Genomic DNA, 18,977 nt, shown 5'->3' on the forward strand with positions numbered 1-18,977 from the left:
CTAACCGGCGCGCTCCCCGGACACCTTGTCCTCCCGCGACGCCGCCGCGCGCTGAGCATCCTGGGCCAGCTCGAGCCGGCGCTCGGCGAGCACCAGCAAACGCCTGAGCCGCTGTCCGTACAGACCCACCGACTCGCTGGTCAACATGTCGTCATGCCCGCACTCGACCGAGTACATGAGGATCTCGCCGGACACGTGCGGCCGCCAGGACCGCGACAGGAAGGCGCTGCGGTCGCCCCCGTCCTGCGCGGCGGAGAAGACGGTGATGTCCCCGGTGAACACGCCGGGCCGGTGAGCTCGGTAGCGTTCGACGTTCTTGCGGAGGTTGTCGGCGAGGAGGTCGAACAGCCGCCCGGATCGGGAGGCCTCCGGCAGCTGGCCCGCACCGAGGGCCTCTTCCGGCGGGGCCGCTCCGTCGTCCATGGTGGGTTGGGCGTCGAGCAGGATCAGCCGGGCGACCACGCACCCGCGCCGCTGCAGCTCGACCGCCACTGCGTGTGCGACGACCCCGCCGAACGACCAGCCGAGCAGGTTGTAGGGCCCGGACGGGTAGGCCTCCTGCAGCCTGTCGGCGTAGACCTCCGCCATCTCCCGGATCGACCGCGGTTCGCGTTCGGCGCCCGCACGCACCTGTTGAATCCCGATGATCGAGCAGTCCAGGTAGGTGCCGAGCACCTGGTACGGCCAGCTCACACCGCCCGCGGGGTGGATGCAGAACACCGGGATGCCCGCGCCCCGCTTGAGCGTCTGCACCGGAACGACGTCCTGGCCGGACGAGGTGTCCGTGGCCAGTCGCCGGCTCAGGCTTCGCACCGAGGGCGCGTCGAACAGGGTGCGCACCGCGAGGTCGACCGACAGGTCGGCGTTGATGGTGGCGATCAACCGCATCGCGGAGATGCTGTCGCCGCCCAGGTCGAAGAAGGAGTCGTCGACGCCCACCCGCTCGACGCCGAGCACCCGGGCGAAGACGCCGGTCAGGATCTCCTCGGTGGCGTTCGACGGGGCCCGGTACGCGCCGCCGGTGTATTCCGGTGCCGGCAGTGCGCGGGTGTCGAGTTTGCCGTTCGGTGTCAGCGGCAGCGCGTCGAGCCCCAGCACGGCGCTGGGCACCATGTAGACCGGTAGGCGTCCGGCCAGCGTGGTGCGCGCCTCGGCGGGGTCGGCGGTCCCGGTGATGTAGCCGACCAGCCGCTTGTCGCCGGGGCGGTCCTCGCGGGCGATCACCACCGCCTGGTCGACGCCGTCCAGCCGGACCAGGGCGGCCTGGACCTCACCCAGTTCGATGCGGTAGCCGCGGATCTTGACCTGCTCGTCGGCGCGGCCCACGTAGACCAGCTGCCCGTCGGCGCCCCATCGCACCAGGTCACCGGTGCGATACATCCGTGTGCCGGGTTCGCCGAACGGGCAGGCCACGAACCGCGACCCGGTCAGCCCGGGCCGCCCCAGGTAGCCGGTGGCCACCCCGGTGCCCGCCGCGTACAACTCGCCGACCACCCCGGGCGGCACCGGCCGCAACCAGGCGTCGAGCACGAACAACCCGGCGCCGGCCACCGGCGAGCCGATCGGTGGCGCCCCCGACCCCGCGTTGAGCGGGGCGCTGATCGCCACGCACATCGTGGTCTCGGTGGGGCCGTAGGCGTTGACCATCACCCGGCCCGGCGCCCAGCGATCGACCACTTCGGCGGGGCAGGCCTCCCCCGCCATCACCAGTGCCACGCCCTCGAGGCCGGCCGGGTCCAGCATCGCCACCGCCGACGGGGTCTGGGTCAACACGCTGACCCCTTCATCGACCAGCAGGGCGCCGAAGTCCCGCGGTGAGCGCACCACCGCCTCGGGCACCACCACGACGCGCCCGCCGCGCAGCAGCGGGGCGAAGATCTCCCACACCGACACGTCGAAGGCATACGAGTGGCATTGGGTCCAGACACCGGGGGCGGGCAGGCCGGCGTCGAGCGAGCCGATCAGCCGGGTCACGTTCTGATGGGTGACCGCCACGCCCTTGGGCACGCCGGTGGTGCCCGACGTGTAGATGAGGTAGGCGACACCGTCCGCCGCCGGCACCGGCAACGCGGTGTCCGGGCAGCCGCCGATTCGCGGGTCTTCGATGTCGATGACCCGGACGTCGCACCCGTCCAGCCGCGACCGCAATCCCCCGGTGGTGACCGCGGCGACCGGCACGGCATCCCCGACCATGAAGCCGATGCGGGCGACCGGGGCGGCCGGGTCGACCGGCAGGTACGCCGCTCCCGTCTTGAGCACCGCGAGGATGGCCACGATCGCCTGCGCCGAACGCGAAAACAGCAGCGCCACAGACTGCCCGGGGCCGGCGCCCTCCGCGGCCAGCAGATGGGCCAATCGGTTCGCCGCCTCGTCCAACTCCCGGTAGGTCATGGACACGCCGGTCCAGCTGATCGCCACCGCGTCCGGGCGGTGCGCGACCTGCGCGGCGAACAGGTCCACGATCGACGCCGGCGCCGGCTCCGGCCGGGTCAGCGCCGCCCGATTGCCGATCGCGTCCAGCCGGGCGTGTTCGGGCCCGTCGAGCAGGTCGACCGAGGAGAGCCGCCGGGCCGGGTCGGTGGTCATCGCCACCAGCACCCGCTCCAGCCGGTCGGTCAGCGCCCCGATGGTGCGCCGGTCGAACACGTCCGCGTCGTATTCCACGCGGAGGCCGAGCCGGTCGCCGGACAGGGCGGCTTGCATCGTCAGCGGGTAGTGGTTGCGCTCGAAGACGTCGAAGTCGGTGATGGACAGCTCGTGGTTGACCGCCATCGCGGACGTTTCCAACGGGTAGTTCTCGTAGGCGAACAGCGTGTCGAACAGCTTCTCGTGGCCGGTCAGCCGGTGGATTTCGCTGAGCGACAGGTGCTCGTGCTCGAGGGTGTCGGTGTGCGCGCCCTGAAGCTGGTCCAGCAGGTCCGCCGTGGTTGTTGCCGGGGTGATGTGCGCGCGCACCGGGATCGTGTTGATCAGCAGGCCCACCATCGACTCGGCCCCGGCCACCTCGGCCGGCCGGCCCGAGACCGTGGTGCCGAACGCGACGTCGTGATTGCCCGTCAGCCAGATCAGCAGCTGCGCCCACGCGGCTTGCAGCACGGTGCTGACCGTGGTCTGGCGGGAGCGGGCCAGCTCGGCGATCGCCCGGGTGGTGTCGGCCGAGACCGCGAACGTCTCGAGGCCCCGGGCGCCGGGCTCCAGGTGGTGCGGCGGCGCGACGAGCGTCGGGGTGTCGAAGCCGGCGAGCACCTCGCCCCACGCGGACCGCGCGGCGTCCAGGTCGCGTTCGGCCAGCCACGTGACGAATCCGCGATACGGCGGCGGCGGGGCCAACCGCTGCCCGGTGAGGCTGGCGAAGGTCTCGTTCACCAGGATCGGCACCGACCAGCCGTCCAGCACGATGTGGTGAATGGTGAGCACCAGCCGGTGCCGGTTGGCCGCGGTGCGGATCATGGCGACCCGGAAGGCGGGTTGATGGGCGACGTCGTAGACCGCGGCGCGTTCGGCGGCGCACAGGTCCCGGAGGCGGTCGTCCTGGCCCTCGCCGTCGCCCCCGCCTTCGGCGAGTTCGACGTACCGCCATGCCATCGCCGGGTTCGCGGGGACGATCTGCACCGGTTCGTCGGGCCGGTCCCAGAACCGGGCGACCAGGTGCGGATGCCGGTTCACCACGGTCTGCACGGCATCGCGCAGCCGGTCACGATCGAGCGGGCCGACGACGCCGATGTCCAGCTGCACCACATACAGGTCGCCGGAATCCTGGCCGCCCCGCGTGGTGGTGGCGTGGAAGAGCAGTCCCTGCTGCAACGGTGTCAGCGGTAGCACGTCGGCGATCGGGGCTTGCCGCTCGAGCTCGTCGATCTGCTGCTGGGTCAACCGGGCCGGCAGAATGTCCGACGGGGTCAGCCCGCCCCCGCCGGATCGCACGAGGGCGCAGATGCCGGTCAGCGCCTCGAACCAGAGCCGGCTCAGCCGGCTCACCTGCGTGCGGTCCAGCACCGACGGAGCCCACGTCCAGTTGGCGTGCAGCTGCGGGCCGTCCTCGGTGTCGGCGGTGCCCGCGTTGAGGTCCACGGTGTGCATCAGCGGCATGGGCACCGCCGTGCTGGTGCCGGTCACCGAGGAGCCGTCCCGGGAGATCCGCCACAACTCGTCCGACAGCTCGGCCGCGGCGCCGCCCAACCGGCCCAGGTAGTTGAAGCCGATCGTCGGGTCGGGGCCGTCCAGGCCGGCCTCGGTGTTCAGGTAGCGCAGCAGCCCGTAGGTCAACGGGTCGGGCAGCGCCCGGAGCTGTTCCTTGGCGTCCTTGAGCACCGCGCTCAACGCCGGGTCACCGGAAAGCACACGCTCCCAAGGCAATTCGCCCACCGTCAAGGAGACCGGGTATTTGGTGGTGAACCAGCCGACGGTGCGCGACAGGTCGACTCCGGGCGCGAGTTCCTCGTGGCGGCCGTGGCCCTCGACATCGATGCCGATCGGCGCGACTTGGGCAGGGTTGGGGCCCAGGAACTCCGCCCAGGCCAGGGCGTAACCGATCAACAGGATGTCGTTGACGCCGGCATGGAACGCCGCTGGCGCCTCCCCGAGCAGCGTGCGGGTGGTCTCCGCGTCGAGCTGCACCGAGAGGTGCTCGGCGGTCTCGTACGTGTCGGTCTCGGGGCGCACGGCCGGCAGCGCGGGCGGGGTGGCCGCTATCCGCCTCCAGGCGTCGGCCCGCTCGACCACCGCCGGGGTGTGCGCGTGCTCGCTGAGCAGTGCGGCCCAGCGGGCGAACGACGTTCCACCCGGCGGCAACGCCACCGGCTGGTCGCCCCGATGCTGCGCCCAGGCGATGTTCAAGTCCTCCAACAGGATTCGCCAGGACACGCCGTCGACGGCCAGGTGGTGGATGATCAGCACCAGTTGGCGGGTGGAGGCCGCCCATAGCGCGCTCAGCATCGCTCCTTCGGCCGGCTTCAGCCGCGACCGCGCCTCGAGCACCGCCGCGTCGGACAACACCTCCACGGTGTGCAGGCAGTCGGCGGCGTCCACCGCACCCGGCTCGGGCACCGTCAGCGACCACCCGTCCTCGACACGCAGCCGCAGCATGGCGTGCCGATCCAGCACGGCCTGCAACACCGCCAGCACGTCGGCCTCGTCGGTCCCCGCGGGCGCCTCCACGACCATGGTCTGGTTGAACTGGTCGACCGGACCCTGCACGCCCTGCAACCACCGGATGATCGGCGTTGCGGGCAGTTCTCCGGTGCCCTCGTCGGTCACGCCGTCGTCGCCGTCGGCCGTTCCGACCACGCGGGCCAGTCGGGCGACGGTCTGCTCGACGAAGATGTCGCGGGTCCGGCACGTCAGGCCGGCGGCGCGGGCCCGCGTCACCACCTGCATCGAGGAGATGCTGTCGCCGCCCAGGTCGAAGAAGGAGTCGTCGACGCCCACCCGCTCGATACCGAGCACCTGGGCGTAGATCCCGGTCAGGATCTCCTCGACGGGATTGCCCGGGGCGCGATAGCGATCGGCGTCGGAGTACTCCGGCGCGGGCAGGGCGCGGACGTCGAGCTTGCCGTTGGCTGTCAGCGGCAGCGCGTCGAGCGCAACCACGGCGGCCGGCACCATGTACGCGGGCAGCCGTTCGGACAGGGCGGTACGGAGCTCGGCCAGGTCCGCCGACCCGGTGACGTAGCCGACCAGGCGCTTCTCGCCGGGCCGGTCCTCACGGGCGACGACGGCCGCCTGACGCACCCCGCGGAGCTCGGCCAGCGCCGCCTGGATCTCGCCGAGTTCGATGCGGTAGCCGCGGATCTTGACCTGGTCATCGGCGCGGCCCAGGTACTGCAGCTGCCCGTCGGCGCCCCAGCAGACCAGGTCGCCGGTGCGATACATCCGTGCCCCCGGCCCGCCGAACGGGCAGGCCACGAACCGCGACGCCGTCAGCGCTGCGCGCCGCCAGTACCCGCGCGCCAGTCCGGCCCCGGCCACGTACAGCTCGCCGACCACCCCGGGCGGCACCGGCCGCAGGGACTCGTCGAGGACGAACAACGCCGCGCCGGCCACCGGGGAGCCGATCGGCACCACCGGGGAACCGGGGTCGAGGGCTGCGCTGATCGCCGCGTACACCGTGGTCTCGGTGGGGCCGTAGGCGTTGATCATCAGGTGGCCGGGCGCCCACCGGTCGACCAGGTCCGTCGGGCAGGCCTCGCCGGCGACGACCAGGGCGGCCGACTCCAAGCCCCGCGGGTCCAACATGGCTGCGGCAGAAGGGGTTTGGCTCAGGACGGTGACGCGCTCCGCGATCAGCAGGGCGTGCAGGTCCTCCGGGGACCGGACCACCGCGTCGGGGACCACCACCAGGCGCCCCCCGCGCAGCAGCGCGCCGAAGATCTCCCAGACCGACACGTCGAAGCCGTAGGAGTGCCACTGCGACCACACCCCGGCGTCCGGCAGGCTGGCGTCCGCCGACGCCATCAGCTGCGTCACGTTGCGGTGGCTCACCGCCACGCCCTTGGGCAGTCCGGTCGTCCCCGAGGTGTAGATGAGGTAGGCGATGTCCTCCGCGCTGGGCCCGGGCAGGGCGGTGGCGGGCTGGGCCTCGACGGCGGGATCGTCCACGTCGATGACCGCCACGTCGTGGCCGTCCAGCCGGTGGGCCAGGTCGGCGGTGGTGGCCACCGCCGACCCGGCCCCCCGGCTGGACGGCCACGGCTGAAGCCGATGCGGGCCGCCGGGTGGGCGGGGTCGATGGGCAGGTAGGCCGCGCCGGTCTTGAGCACGGCGAGGATCGCCACGATCGCCTCGGCCGAACGCGAAAACATCAGTGCCACAACCTCGCCCGGGCCCGCACCGGTGCCGATCAACGCATGCGCCAACCGGTTCGACGCCTCGTCCAGCTCCCGATACGTCCACGACCACTGACCGCAACCGAGCGCCGGCGTATCCGGCGTGCGCGCCACCTGCGCGGCGAACGCTTCGGGAATCGACATCGGCGCGGTAACTGGTGCGGTCAGCGCCGCCCGGTTGCCGATCTCGTCGAGGCGGGCATGCTCGGCCGCGTCGAGCAGGTCGACCGACGAGACGGAGCGGCCGGGATCCGTGGTCATCGTCGCCAGCACCCGCTGCAACCGTCCGACCAGTGTCTCGATGCTCTCCGCGTCGAACACGTCGGTGCGGAACTCCACCCGCCCGCCGATTCCGGCGGGCTCGTTGGCCTCGGTCCAGCGCTCGGCCAGCGAGAACGTCAGGTCCATGCGGGCGACCTGAGTGTCCAGCGGCATCGAGCTGACCCGAACGTCGCCCAGCGCCAGTCCGGTCGCGGGGTCGTTGTCCTGCCCACCGAAGTTCTGCCAGGCCAGCATCACCTGGATCAGCGGGTGATGGGTCAGGCTCCGGGTCGGGTTGACCCGCTCCACCAGCACCTCGAACGGCACGTCCTGATGTTCGAAGGCCTCCAGGCTACGGGTGCGCACCCGGTCCAACAGGTCGGCGAAGGTGGGATCGCCGCCCAGCTCTTTCAGGTCGACCCGCAGCACCAGGGTGTTGACGAAGAACCCGACCAAGTCGTCGAGCGCGGGGTCGCGGCGTCCGGCGATCGGGAAGCCCACCGCCACATCGCTGCTCGCGCCGACCTTGGACAGCAGCACCGCCAGCGCGGCCTGCACCACCATGAAGCTGGTCGCATTGTGCTCGCGGGCGACCGCGGTGACCTGCTGCTGCAAGTCGGCGGGCCAGTCGATCGCCACCGCGGCCCCACGCTGGTCGGCGACCTGCGGGTAGGGCCGGTCGGTGGGCAGCTGCAACCGCTCCGGCATGCCGGCCAGGGCTTCTTCCCAATAGGCCAGCTGCTTGGCGATGCGGCTGTCGCGGTCCTTCAGGTCGCCGAATTGCGCGCGCTGCCACAGCGTGTAATCCACGTATTGGACCGGCAATTCGGGCCACTGCGGGGGATCCCCCGCGCGGCGGGCGGCGTACGCGACACCCAGATCGGCGGCCAGCGGCCGCAACGACCAACCGTCGGCGGCGATGTGGTGGACGACGGCCACCAACACGTGGTCATCGTCGGCCACGCGGAAAAGCCAGGCGCGCAACGGGATATCGGTGGCCAGGTCGAAGGTCTCGCGGGCCGCGGCCTTGACGGCCTTGTCCAGTCGGCTCTTCGACCAGTCCGCCGCGTCGATGACCCGCCAGCCGAAATCGGCCCGCTCGGCCGGGATGACCACCTGCTGCGGCGTGCCCTCGGGTGCGGCGAACACGGTCCGCAGGCTCTCGTGGCGGGCCACCACGTCGGCCAGCGCCGCCCCGAGCGCCTGCGCGTCGAGCGGGCCGCGCAGGCGCATGGCGGCGGCCATGTTGTAAACCGGTGACGGGCCTTGCAATTGGTCGAGGAACCACAACCGGCTTTGGGCGAACGACAGCGGAACCACCGCCGGCCGCGGACCGGCCACCAGCGGCTCCAGCCGGCCCGCGCCCTCACCGACCCGGGGTGCCAGTTGCGCGATGGTGGGCGCTTCGAAGATCGCGCGCACCGACAGGTACTCGTCGAGGTCGGTGTTGACCGCGGCGATCACGCGCATCGCCGAAATGCTGTCTCCGCCGAGGTCGAAGAACGATTGGTCGATGCCGACCCGCTCGACGCCGAGCACCTGTCCGTAGATGCCGGCCAGGATCTCCTCGGTGGGATTGGTCGGGGCGCGGTAGCCGGAGTTGGTGTATTCGGGTGCGGGCAGGGCGCGGGTGTCGAGTTTGCCGTTGAGGGTGACGGGCAGGGTGTCGAGGGTGACGAGGGCGGCCGGGACCATGTAGCCGGGCAGCCGCTCGGCCAGCGCGGCGCGCAGCGCGGCGGGCTCAGCGGTACCGGTCAGGTAGCCGACCAGGCGCTTGTCGCCGGGGCGGTCCTCGCGCACCACCACCACCGCATCCTCAACCCCGTCCAGAGCGGCCAGCGCCGAACGGATTTCGCCGACCTCGATGCGATACCCGCGGATCTTGACCTGCTCATCAGCACGCCCCACATAGCGCAGCTGCCCATCCGGGCCCCAGCACACCAAATCCCCGGTCCGGTACATCCGCTGCCCCGGCGCGCCGAACGGGCACGCCACAAACCGCGACGCACTCAGCCCGGCCCGGCGCACATACCCCAGCCCCACCCCGCGACCGGCCACATACAACGGCCCGGCCACATATAGCTCCCCGACTACCCCGACCGGTACCGGCCGCAGCCAGCCGTCCAGCACGAACAGTCCCGTCCCCGGCACCGCCGAACCGATCGGCGGCGCACCGGACTTCGCGGCCAGTGGGACACTCATGGACGCGAATATCGTGCCCTCGGTCGGCCCGTAGACGTTCATCATCGCCCGGCCGGGCGCCCAGCGGTCCACCAGCTCCGGGGGCACCGGCTCCGCGCCGATGACCAGCGCCGCCGAGTCCAGGCCCTCCGGTGACAGCATGCGAACTGCCGCCGGCGTCTGGCTCAGGACCGTGACCTTCTCGGCGACCAGCAAGGCATGGAAGTCCTTGGGCGAGCGGGCCACCGAGTCGGGCACCACGACGAGCCGACCGCCGTGCAGCAGCGCGCCCCAGATCTCCCACACCGAATAATCGAAGGCATACGAATGGAATTGGGTCCACACCTGATCCGACGTCAACGGCACGCCGACGGCCGGCGCGTCGAACAGCCGGGTCACATTGGCGTGGCTCACCGCCACGCCCTTGGGCGTCCCGGTCGTGCCCGAGGTATAGATGATGTGCGCCACGTCATCGGGCTCGGGGCCCGGTGGCGCCGACGCGGGCTGGGTCTGCAGGGCCGGGCTGTGCACGTCGATGATCGGCAACACGTGACCGGCCAGCTTCTCGGCCAGCGCCGCGGTGGTCACCGCGGCCACCGGCGCGGTATCGGCGAGCATGAACTCAATCCGCGCCGCCGGCAGCGCCGGATCGATCGGCAGATACGCCGCCCCAGACTTCAGCACCCCCACAATCGCCACGATCGCGTCGGCCGACCGGTCGAACACCAAGGCCACAACCTCACCCGGACCGGCCCCGCGTCCGATCAGCCAGTGCGCCAGTCGGTTCGCCGCTTCGTCGAGATCACGGTAGGTCATCGACCGGCCGCCGAAGGTCACCGCCGGCGCCTTGGGGTTGCGGGCCACCTGCGCGGCGAACAACGCCGGAATCGACGCGGGACTCCACGCCGCGGTCAGCACCGACCGGTTGCCGAACTCGTCCAGCCTGCGGTGTTCATCGGCGTCGAGCGCGTCGGTCGCCGACAACGGCCGCCCGGGTTCGGTCGTCATGGCCAGCAGCACCCGCCGCAGCCGCTCGATCAGCGTCTCTACGGCGTCCGCGTCGAAGACGTCGGTGTCGTATTCGACACGTAGGCGCAGTTCGTGTCCCGGCTGGGCCTGAATGGTCAGCGGGTAGTGGGTGGATTCCCGGCTGGCGATGTCGGTGATGGACAACTCCTGATCGCCCGACAAGGCGGCGGCGTCGATCGGATAGTTTTCGTAGGCGAACAGGGTGTCGAAAAGCTTGTCGTGTCCGACGATGCGGTGAATGTCGTTGAGCGCCAAGTGCTGATGGTCGAATGTGTGGTTGTTGGCGCCCTGCAGCTGCTCGAGCAGGTCGGCGGCGGTGGTCGTCGGGCTGATCTTCGCGCGCACCGGCACGGTGTTGATCATCAGCCCGACCATCGATTCCGCGCCGAGGAGTTCAGCCGGTCTGCCCGAGACCGTGGTCCCGAAGGCGACGTCATGCTGGCCGGTCAGCCAGCACAGCAGTTGCGCGTAGGCGGCCTGCAGCACCGTGTTGACGGTCGTGTGGCAGGAGCGCGCGAGTTCACCGACGGCGCGGGTGAGATCGGCGGGCAGGCTGAGCGTGTGGACGCCTTGCGTGCCCGGCTGCAGCCGGTCTTGTCGGCCGACCAGGGTCGGGGCGTCGAAGCCGGCGAACACTTCGCCCCAGGCGGCGCGGGCGGCGTCGCGGTCGCGAGCGGCCAGCCAGCCGACGAAGTCGCGGTAGGGCGCCGCGGCGGGCAGGCGCTGGCCGTAGTAGCCGGCGAAGATGTCACCGAGCAGGATCGGCATCGACCAGCCGTCGAGCACGATGTGGTGGTTGGTCAGTACCAGCCGGTGCCGGTCAACGGCGGTGCGGATCAAGGCCACCCGGAAGGGCGACTGGTTGACCAGGTCGCAGACGGCGGCGCGTTCGGCGGCGCAAAGCCGCTCGACGTGCGCGTCGACGTCCACGTCGGCGCCCAGCTCCAGGTACTGCCAGGCCGGCGCGGGCTCGGTCACGATGACCTGCACCGGCTCGTCGAACTGGTCGAAGAATCGGGACACCAGGTTCGGATGCCGCCGGACCACCGAGTGCACGGCATCGCGCAGGCGGTCGGGGTTGAGCGGGCCGGTGATGCTGATGTCGAGCTGGCCGGCGTACAGGTCGCCGGCATCCTGGCCGGCGCCCCGCATGGTGTTGGCGTGGAAGAGCAGGCCCTGCTGCACCGGGGTCAGCGGCAGCACGTCGGCGATGTGGCATTGCCGTTGCAGCTGGTCGATCTGCTTCTGGCTGAGGCGGGCGGGCGTGATGTCCGACGGCGTCAACCCGCCACCCCCGGATCGCACGTGGGCGCAGATCCCGGCCAGGGCCTCGAACCACAACCGGCTCAGCCGGCTGACCTGCCCGTCCTCCAGCGCCGATGGCGCCCACGTCCAATGCGCCCGCAGGCGCGGGCCGGCCTCGGTGTCGACGGTGGCCGCGTTGAGCTCCAGGGTGTGCATCAGCGGCATCGGGATGGCCGCGGCCGCGCCGGTGACCGAGCCCGGCATGGGGCGCCACATCTCGTCGGTGAGCTCACCGGCGCCGCCCTGCCGCCCCAGGTAGTTGAATCCGATCGGCGGGTCGGATGCGTCCAGGCCGGCATCGGTGTTCAGGTAGCGCAGCAGCCCGTAGGTCAGTGAATCGGGCAGGGCGCGCAGCTGTTCCTTGGCGTCCTTGATCGCCGCGCCCAACGACGGGCCGCCGGAAATGACTTGCGCCCAGGGCAATCCACCCGTGATCAAGGACACCGGGTACTTGGCGGTGAACCACCCCACGGTGCGTGACAGGTCGACGTCGCGGCCCAGCTCCTCGTGGCGGCCGTGGCCTTCGACGTCGATGCCGATCGGCGCCCCGCCTTCGGGGCCCAGGGATTCGACCAGCGCCAGGGCGAACGAGATCAGCAGGATGTCCTGCACGCCGGCGTGGAACGCCGCGGGCACCTCACCGAGCAGCATGCCGGTGGTCTCGGGGTCCAGCTCCACCGAGAGCTGCCCCGCGGCGGCGAAGGTGTCCGTCTCGGGCCGCACCGCGGGCAGCGCCGCGGGCGTCGCCGCCACCTGCCGCCAGGTGTCCAGCTGGTCCACGACGTCCGGGTCGTTGGCGCGCTCGGCCAGCTGCGCCGCCCAACGGGCGAACGACGTGCCACCCGGCGGCAACGCCACCGGCTGGCCGCCGCGACGCTGCGCCCAGGCGATGTTCAAGTCCTCCAACAGGATTCGCCAGGACACGCCGTCGACGGCCAGGTGGTGGATGATCACCACCAGCTGGGCGGTGGAGGTGACCCACAGCGCGCTCAGCATGACCCCTTCGGCCGGGTTCAGCCGCGACCGCGCCTCGACCAGCGCCGCGTCGGACAACGCCTCCACGGTGTGCAGGCAGTCGGCGGAGTCCACCGCGCCCGGCTCGGGCACCGTCAGCGACCATCCGTCGTCGACCCGCAGCCGCAGCATGGCGTGCCGATCGAGCAGCGCCTGCAGCACCACCAGCACGTCGGGCACCTCGACCCCGGCGGGGGCCTGGACCAGCATCGCCTGGTTGAACTGGTCCACCGGGCCCTGCACGCCCTGCAGCCAGCGGATGATCGGGGTGGCCGGCACCGCGCCCACGCCCTCGTCGGCCACGTCGGCGCGGGCGTCGGCCACCTCGGCCACCCGGGCCAGCCGGGCGACGGTCTGCTCGACGAAGATGTCGCGGGTCCGGCAGATCAGGCCGGCGGCGCGGGCCCGCGTCACCACCTGCATCGACGAGATGCTGTCGCCGCCCAGGTCGAAGAAGGAGTCGTCGACCCCGACCCGGTCCAGCCCCAGCACCTGGGCGTAGATGCCGGCCAGGATTTCCTCGACGGCATTGTCCGGGGCGCGATACCGGTCGGCGTCGGAGTATTCCGGTGCGGGCAGGGCTCGGGTGTCGAGCTTGCCGTTGGGGGTCAGCGGCAGCGCGTCGAGCACCACCACGGCGGACGGGATCATGTATGCCGGCAACCGCTCGGCCAGCGCGGCGCGCACGCCCGCCGGGTCGGCCGTTCCGGTGATGTAAGCGACCAACCGCTTACCGCCGGGCCGGTCCTCGCGGGCGACGACCACCGCCTGCTCGACGCCGTCCAGCCAGGCCAGCGCGGCGCGCACCTCGCCGAGTTCGATGCGGTACCCGCGGATCTTGACCTGCTCGTCGGCGCGGCCCAGGTAGTCCAGCTGACCGTCGACGCGCCAACGCACCAGGTCCCCGGTGCGGTACATGCGGGTGCCGGCTCCGCCGAACGGGCAGGCCACGAACCGCGACGCCGTCAGGGGCGCCCGATGCCAATACCCGCACGCCACGCCGGCACCGGCGACGTACAACTCGCCGACCACGCCGACGGGCACCGGCCGTAACCGCCCGTCGAGCACGAACAACGCTCCCCCGGGCACCGGCGAGCCGATCGGCACCACTCCGGATTCGACGGACGCCGAATCCAGGGGTCGGCTGACCGCCGCATACACCGTGGCCTCGGTCGGTCCGTAGGCGTTGATTATCGCCCGGCCCGCGCCCCACTTGTCCACCAGCTCGGCCGGGCACGCCTCGCCGGCCACCACCAGGGCGGCCGATTCCAGCCCCTCGGGCGAGAGCATCGCGGCCGCCGACGGGGTCTGGCTCAACACGCTGACCCGTTCGGCAACCAGCAACGCGTGGAAGTCTTCGGGTGAGCGCGCCACGGACTCGGGCACCACGACGAGCCGGCCGCCGTGCAGCAGCGCGCCGAAGATCTCGTGGACCGACACGTCGAAGGCCAGCGAATGCCACTGCGACCACACCCCGGCGCGCGGTAGACCGGCGTCCATGCGCGCCAGCAGCTGGGTCGCGTTCTGGTGGGTGACCGCGACGCCCTTGGGGACACCGGTCGTGCCGGAGGTGTAGATGAGGTAGGCAAGGTCTTCCGGCCCCGGCGCGGTCAGCGTCGCACCGGGTCGGGCGGGCTCGCGCTGATCGACGTCGATGACCGGTACCTCGGTGCCGATGAGCCGGTCGGCCAGGTCGGCGGTGGTGATGACGGCCATGGGCGCGGCGTCGGAGAACACGAACGCGATGCGCGACTCGGGCAGCGCCGGGTCGATCGGCAGATAGGCCGCCCCGGCCTTGAGCACCGCCAGGATCGCCACGATCGCGTCGGCCGAACGCGAAAACAGCAGGGCGACAGACTGTCCCGGGCCGGCGCCGCGGCCGGCCAGCACGAGCGCCAACCGGTGCGCGGCCTCGTCCAGCTCGCGGTAGGTCATGGACCGGCCGGCGCACACCAGAGCCACCGACTCCGGTGTGCGGGCCACCTGCGAGGCGAACAGGGCCGGAAGGGACACCGGCGCCGCCACCGGCACGGTCAGCACCGCACGGTTCCCCATCTCGTCGAGGCGGGCGTGCTCGGCCTCGTCGAGCAGACCCAGCGACGACAACGCCGGGGGGGGATCGACGGTCATGGCCGTCAACCCCCGCTGCACCCGTCCGACGAGCGTCTGGATGCTTCCCGGGTCGAACACGTCGGTGCGGAACCCCCCCGTCCCGCCGATACCGGCGGGCTCTCCGGCGGCGTCCCAGCGCTCGGCCAGCGAGAAGGTCAGGTCCATGCGGGCGGTTTGGGTGTCCACCGGCATCGGCGTGATCTCGACATCGCCCAGGGACAGCCCCGCGGCCGGGCCGCCGCCATCCTGACCGGCGAAGTTCTGCCAGGCCAACATGACCTGGACCAAGGGGTGGTGGGTCAGGCTTCGGGCGGGGTTGAGCCGTTCGACCAGCACCTCGAACGGCACGTCCTGGTGTTCGTAGGCGGCCAGGCTGCGCTGGCGCACCTGCGACAGCAGGTCGGTGAACGTGGGGTCGCCGCCTAGCTCGTTCAGGTCGACTCGGAGCACCAGGGTGTTGACGAAGAATCCGACCAATTCGTCGAGGGCGGGGTCGCGCCGCCCTGCGATCGGGAAGCCCACCGCCACATCGGGGTTCGCGCTGAGCTTCGACAGCAGTACCGCCAGGGCCGTCTGGACCACCATGAAGCTGGTCGCGTTGTGCTTGCGGGCCACCGCGCCGACTTGCTGCTGAAGCTCTGTCGGCCAATCGATTTCGACGGTGGCGCCGCGCTGGTCGGCCACCAGCGGGTAGGGCCGATCGGTGGGCAGCTGCACCCGGTCGGGCATCCCGGCGAGGGCCTCTTCCCAGTACCCCAGCTGGGCGGCGATGGGGCTCTGACGGTCGTCGAGGTCACCCAGCTGCGCGCGCTGCCACAGCGTGTAGTCGACGTATTGCACGGCCAACGGCGCCCACCCGGGGGCCTGCCCGGCGCACCGGCTGGCATACGCCGTGCCCAGGTCACGCACCAGTGGGGTGATCGACATGCCGTCGGCGGCGATGTGGTGGACCACGGCCGCCAGCACGTGCTCGTCGTCTCCGATGCGGAAAAGCTCTGCCCGCAGCGGGATTTCGGCGGCCAGGTCGAACGTGTAGCGCGCCGTGTCGCCGATGGCCTCGTCGAGCTGGCCCGCTGACCAGCCGCTTGCGTCGATGACCTCCCACCCGAAATCGGCCTGCTCGACGGGGGTCACCAGCTGCTGGGGTGTGCCCTCGGGCGCGGCGATCAGGGTGCGCAGGCTTTCGTGGCGGGCCACGACGTCGGCCAGCGCCGCACCGAGCGCGTCGGCGTCGAGCGGCCCGCTGAGCCGCAGGGCGGCCGCCATGTTGTAAACCGGTGACGGGCCCTGCAATTGATCGAGGAACCACAGCCGGTTCTGCGCGAACGACAACGGGATCACCGGGGGCCGCTCCGCGGCCACCAGGGGCTCGAGGCCGGCAGTGCCCTCACCGATCCGCAGCGCAAGCTGGGCGACGGTGGGCGCCTCGAACACGACGCGCACGGCAAGGCCGACCCCCAGCGCGCCGTTGATCGCGGCGATCAGGCCCATCGCCGAGATGCTGTCGCCGCCGAGTTCGAAGAAGGAGTCGTCGGTGCCGACGCGGTCGACGCCAAGGACCTCGGCGTAGATGGTGGCCAGGATTTCTTCGGTGGGATTTTGGGGGGCGCGGTAGTCACCGGCGGCGTATTCGGGGGTGGGATTTTGGGGGGCGCGGTAGTCACCGGCGGCGTATTCGGGGGTGGGCAGCGCGCGGGTGTCCAGTTTGCCGTTGGCGGTCAGCGGCAGCGCCTCTAGCCCCACGATCGCCGCGGGCACCATGAACGCCGGCAACCGCTGCGCCAAGGCGGTCCGCAGCTGAGCCGGATCGGCGGCGCCGGTGACATAGCCGACCAGGCGCTTGTCACCGGGGCGATCCTCACGGGCGACCACCACCGCCTGCTCCACACCCTCAAGCCCGCTCAACGCGGCCTGGATCTCGCCCAGCTCGATGCGATACCCGCGGATCTTGACCTGCTCATCGGCGCGCCCGAAGTACTGCAGTTGCCCGTCGGTGTTCCAGCACGCCAGGTCCCCGGTGCGATACATCCGCGTTCCGGCCCCGCCGAACGGGCAGGCCACAAACCGCGACCCGGTCAGCCCGGGCCGGCCGAGATATCCGGCGGCGACGCCGGATCCGGCGACATACAACTCGCCGACCACGCCCTCGGGCACGGGACGCAACGACTCGTCAAGCACGAACAGCGCCGCCCCGGGCACCGGGGAACCGATCGGCGGTACGCCCGACCCGGCCGCCAGCGGGGCGCTGATCGCCACGCACATCGTGGTCTCGGTCGGGCCATAGGCGTTGACCATCACCCGACCCCGCGCCCACCGATCCACCACCTCGGCCGGGCAGGCCTCCCCAGCCGTCACCAACGCCACCCCATCCAGGCCCGCCGGATCCAGCATCGCCACCGCCGACGGTGTCTGCGTCAACACGCTCACGCCCTTGGCGACCACCACCGCGTGGAAGTCCTCAGGCGAACGCGCGGTGTCCTCATCAACGACCACCACCCGCCCACCACGCAGCAGCGGCGCAAAAATCTCCCACACCGACACGTCGAACGCCAGCGAATGCGCATGCGACCACACCCCGGGCACCGGCAAACCGGCATCCAGCGACCTGATCAACTGCGTCACGTTACGATGAGTCACCGCAACACCTTTGGGCACACCCGTAGTACCCGAGGTGTAAATCACATACGCCACACCCTCGGCATCCGGCAGCGCAAGGCCCGTCGCGGGCAAGGTGTCCAGGCGCCGATCGCCGACGTCGATGACGGGCACGCCGTGCCCCTCGAGTCGCCCGGCCAGATCAGCGGTGCTGACCGCGGCCACCGGCGTGGCGTCGCCCAGCATGAACTCGATCCGGGCATCCGGGGAGGAAGGGTCGATCGGCAGATAGGCCGCCCCCGTCTTGAGCACCGCCAGCATCGCCGCGACCGCCTCCGCCGACCGCGAAAAGAGCAGCGCCACAACCCGACCCGGACCCGCACCCTCGGCCACCAACAGATGCGCCAACCGATTCGACGCCTCGTCCAGCTCCCGGTAGGTCGCGGACACGCCCTCGCACACCAGCGCCACCGCCTCCGGGGCGCCGGCCACCTGTGCGGCGAACAACTCCGGCATCGACACCGGCGGATCCACCGGCCCCGCCAAAACCGCCGTATTGCCAAGCTGTTCCAGACGCGCGTGCTCGGTGGCGTCGAGCAGGTCCACCGACGACAACACCCGCGAAGGATCACCCGCCATCGCCACCAACACCCGCTGCAGACGTTCGATCAGCGTCTCGATGCTCCGCGCGTCGAATACGTCGGTGCGGAATTCCACCCGACCGGCGATCCCCGCGGCCTCGCCCGTCTCGGTCCAGCGCTCGGCCAGGGAGAACACCAAATCCATTCGCGCCGACTCGGTGTCGACCGGCACGGAGGTGACCTCGAGCTCGCCCAGCGTCAGACCGGTGGCGGGTTCGTCGTTTCCGGCGAAGTTCTGCCAGGCCAGCATCACCTGCACCAGCGGGTGGTGGGTCAGGCTTCGGGCCGGGTTGAGCCGCTCCACCAGCAGCTCGAACGGCACGTCCTGGTTTTCGAAGGCTGCCAGACTGCGTTCCTGAACCCGCGTCAACAGTTCGGTGAAGCTGGGGTCACCGGCGAGGTCGACCCGCAGCACCAGCGTGTTGACGAAGAAACCGACGAGCTGGTCGAGCGCGCGGTCGCGGCGCCCAGCGATCGGGAAGCCCACCGCCACATCGGAACTCGCACTGAGCTTGGACAGCAGCACCGCGAGCGCGGCCTGCACCACCATGAAGGTGGTCGCGTTGTGCTCGCGGGCCACCCGGCGGACCTGCTGCTGCAGCTCCGCCGGCCAGTCGACGACCACGCTGGACCCGCGCTGATCGGCGACCGGCGGGGAGGGCCGGTCGGTGGGCAGCTGCAACCGTTCGGGCATGCCTGCCAGGGCGTCCTGCCAGTAGGACAGCTGGGCCGCGATCGCGCTGTCGCTGTCGTCGAGTTCGCCGAATTGCGCCCGCTGCCACAGCGTGTAGTCGACGTACTGCACGGGAAGGTCGGCCCAGCCCGGCGCCTGCCCCGCGGACCGGCTGGCGTACGCCACACTCAGGTCGGCGGCCAACGGCGTGAGCGACAACCCGTCCGCGGCGATGTGGTGCACCACGATCACCAACAGGTGCTCCCGCTCGCCCAGGGCGAAAAGCTTTGCGCGCAGCGGGGTTTCGTTGGCCAGATCGAACGTGTAGCGGGTCGCCGCTGC

General features: G+C 71.3%; 1 pseudogene (only partly in view). It reads right to left on the bottom strand.

The features are described from left to right. Positions 1-18,977, bottom strand: a pseudogene (locus tag C1737_RS06845) (non-ribosomal peptide synthase/polyketide synthase) (it continues 12,291 nt past the right edge of the window).

This window comes from Mycobacterium sp. 4858, assembly GCF_900240975.1.
Lineage (GTDB): Bacteria > Actinomycetota > Actinomycetes > Mycobacteriales > Mycobacteriaceae > Mycobacterium.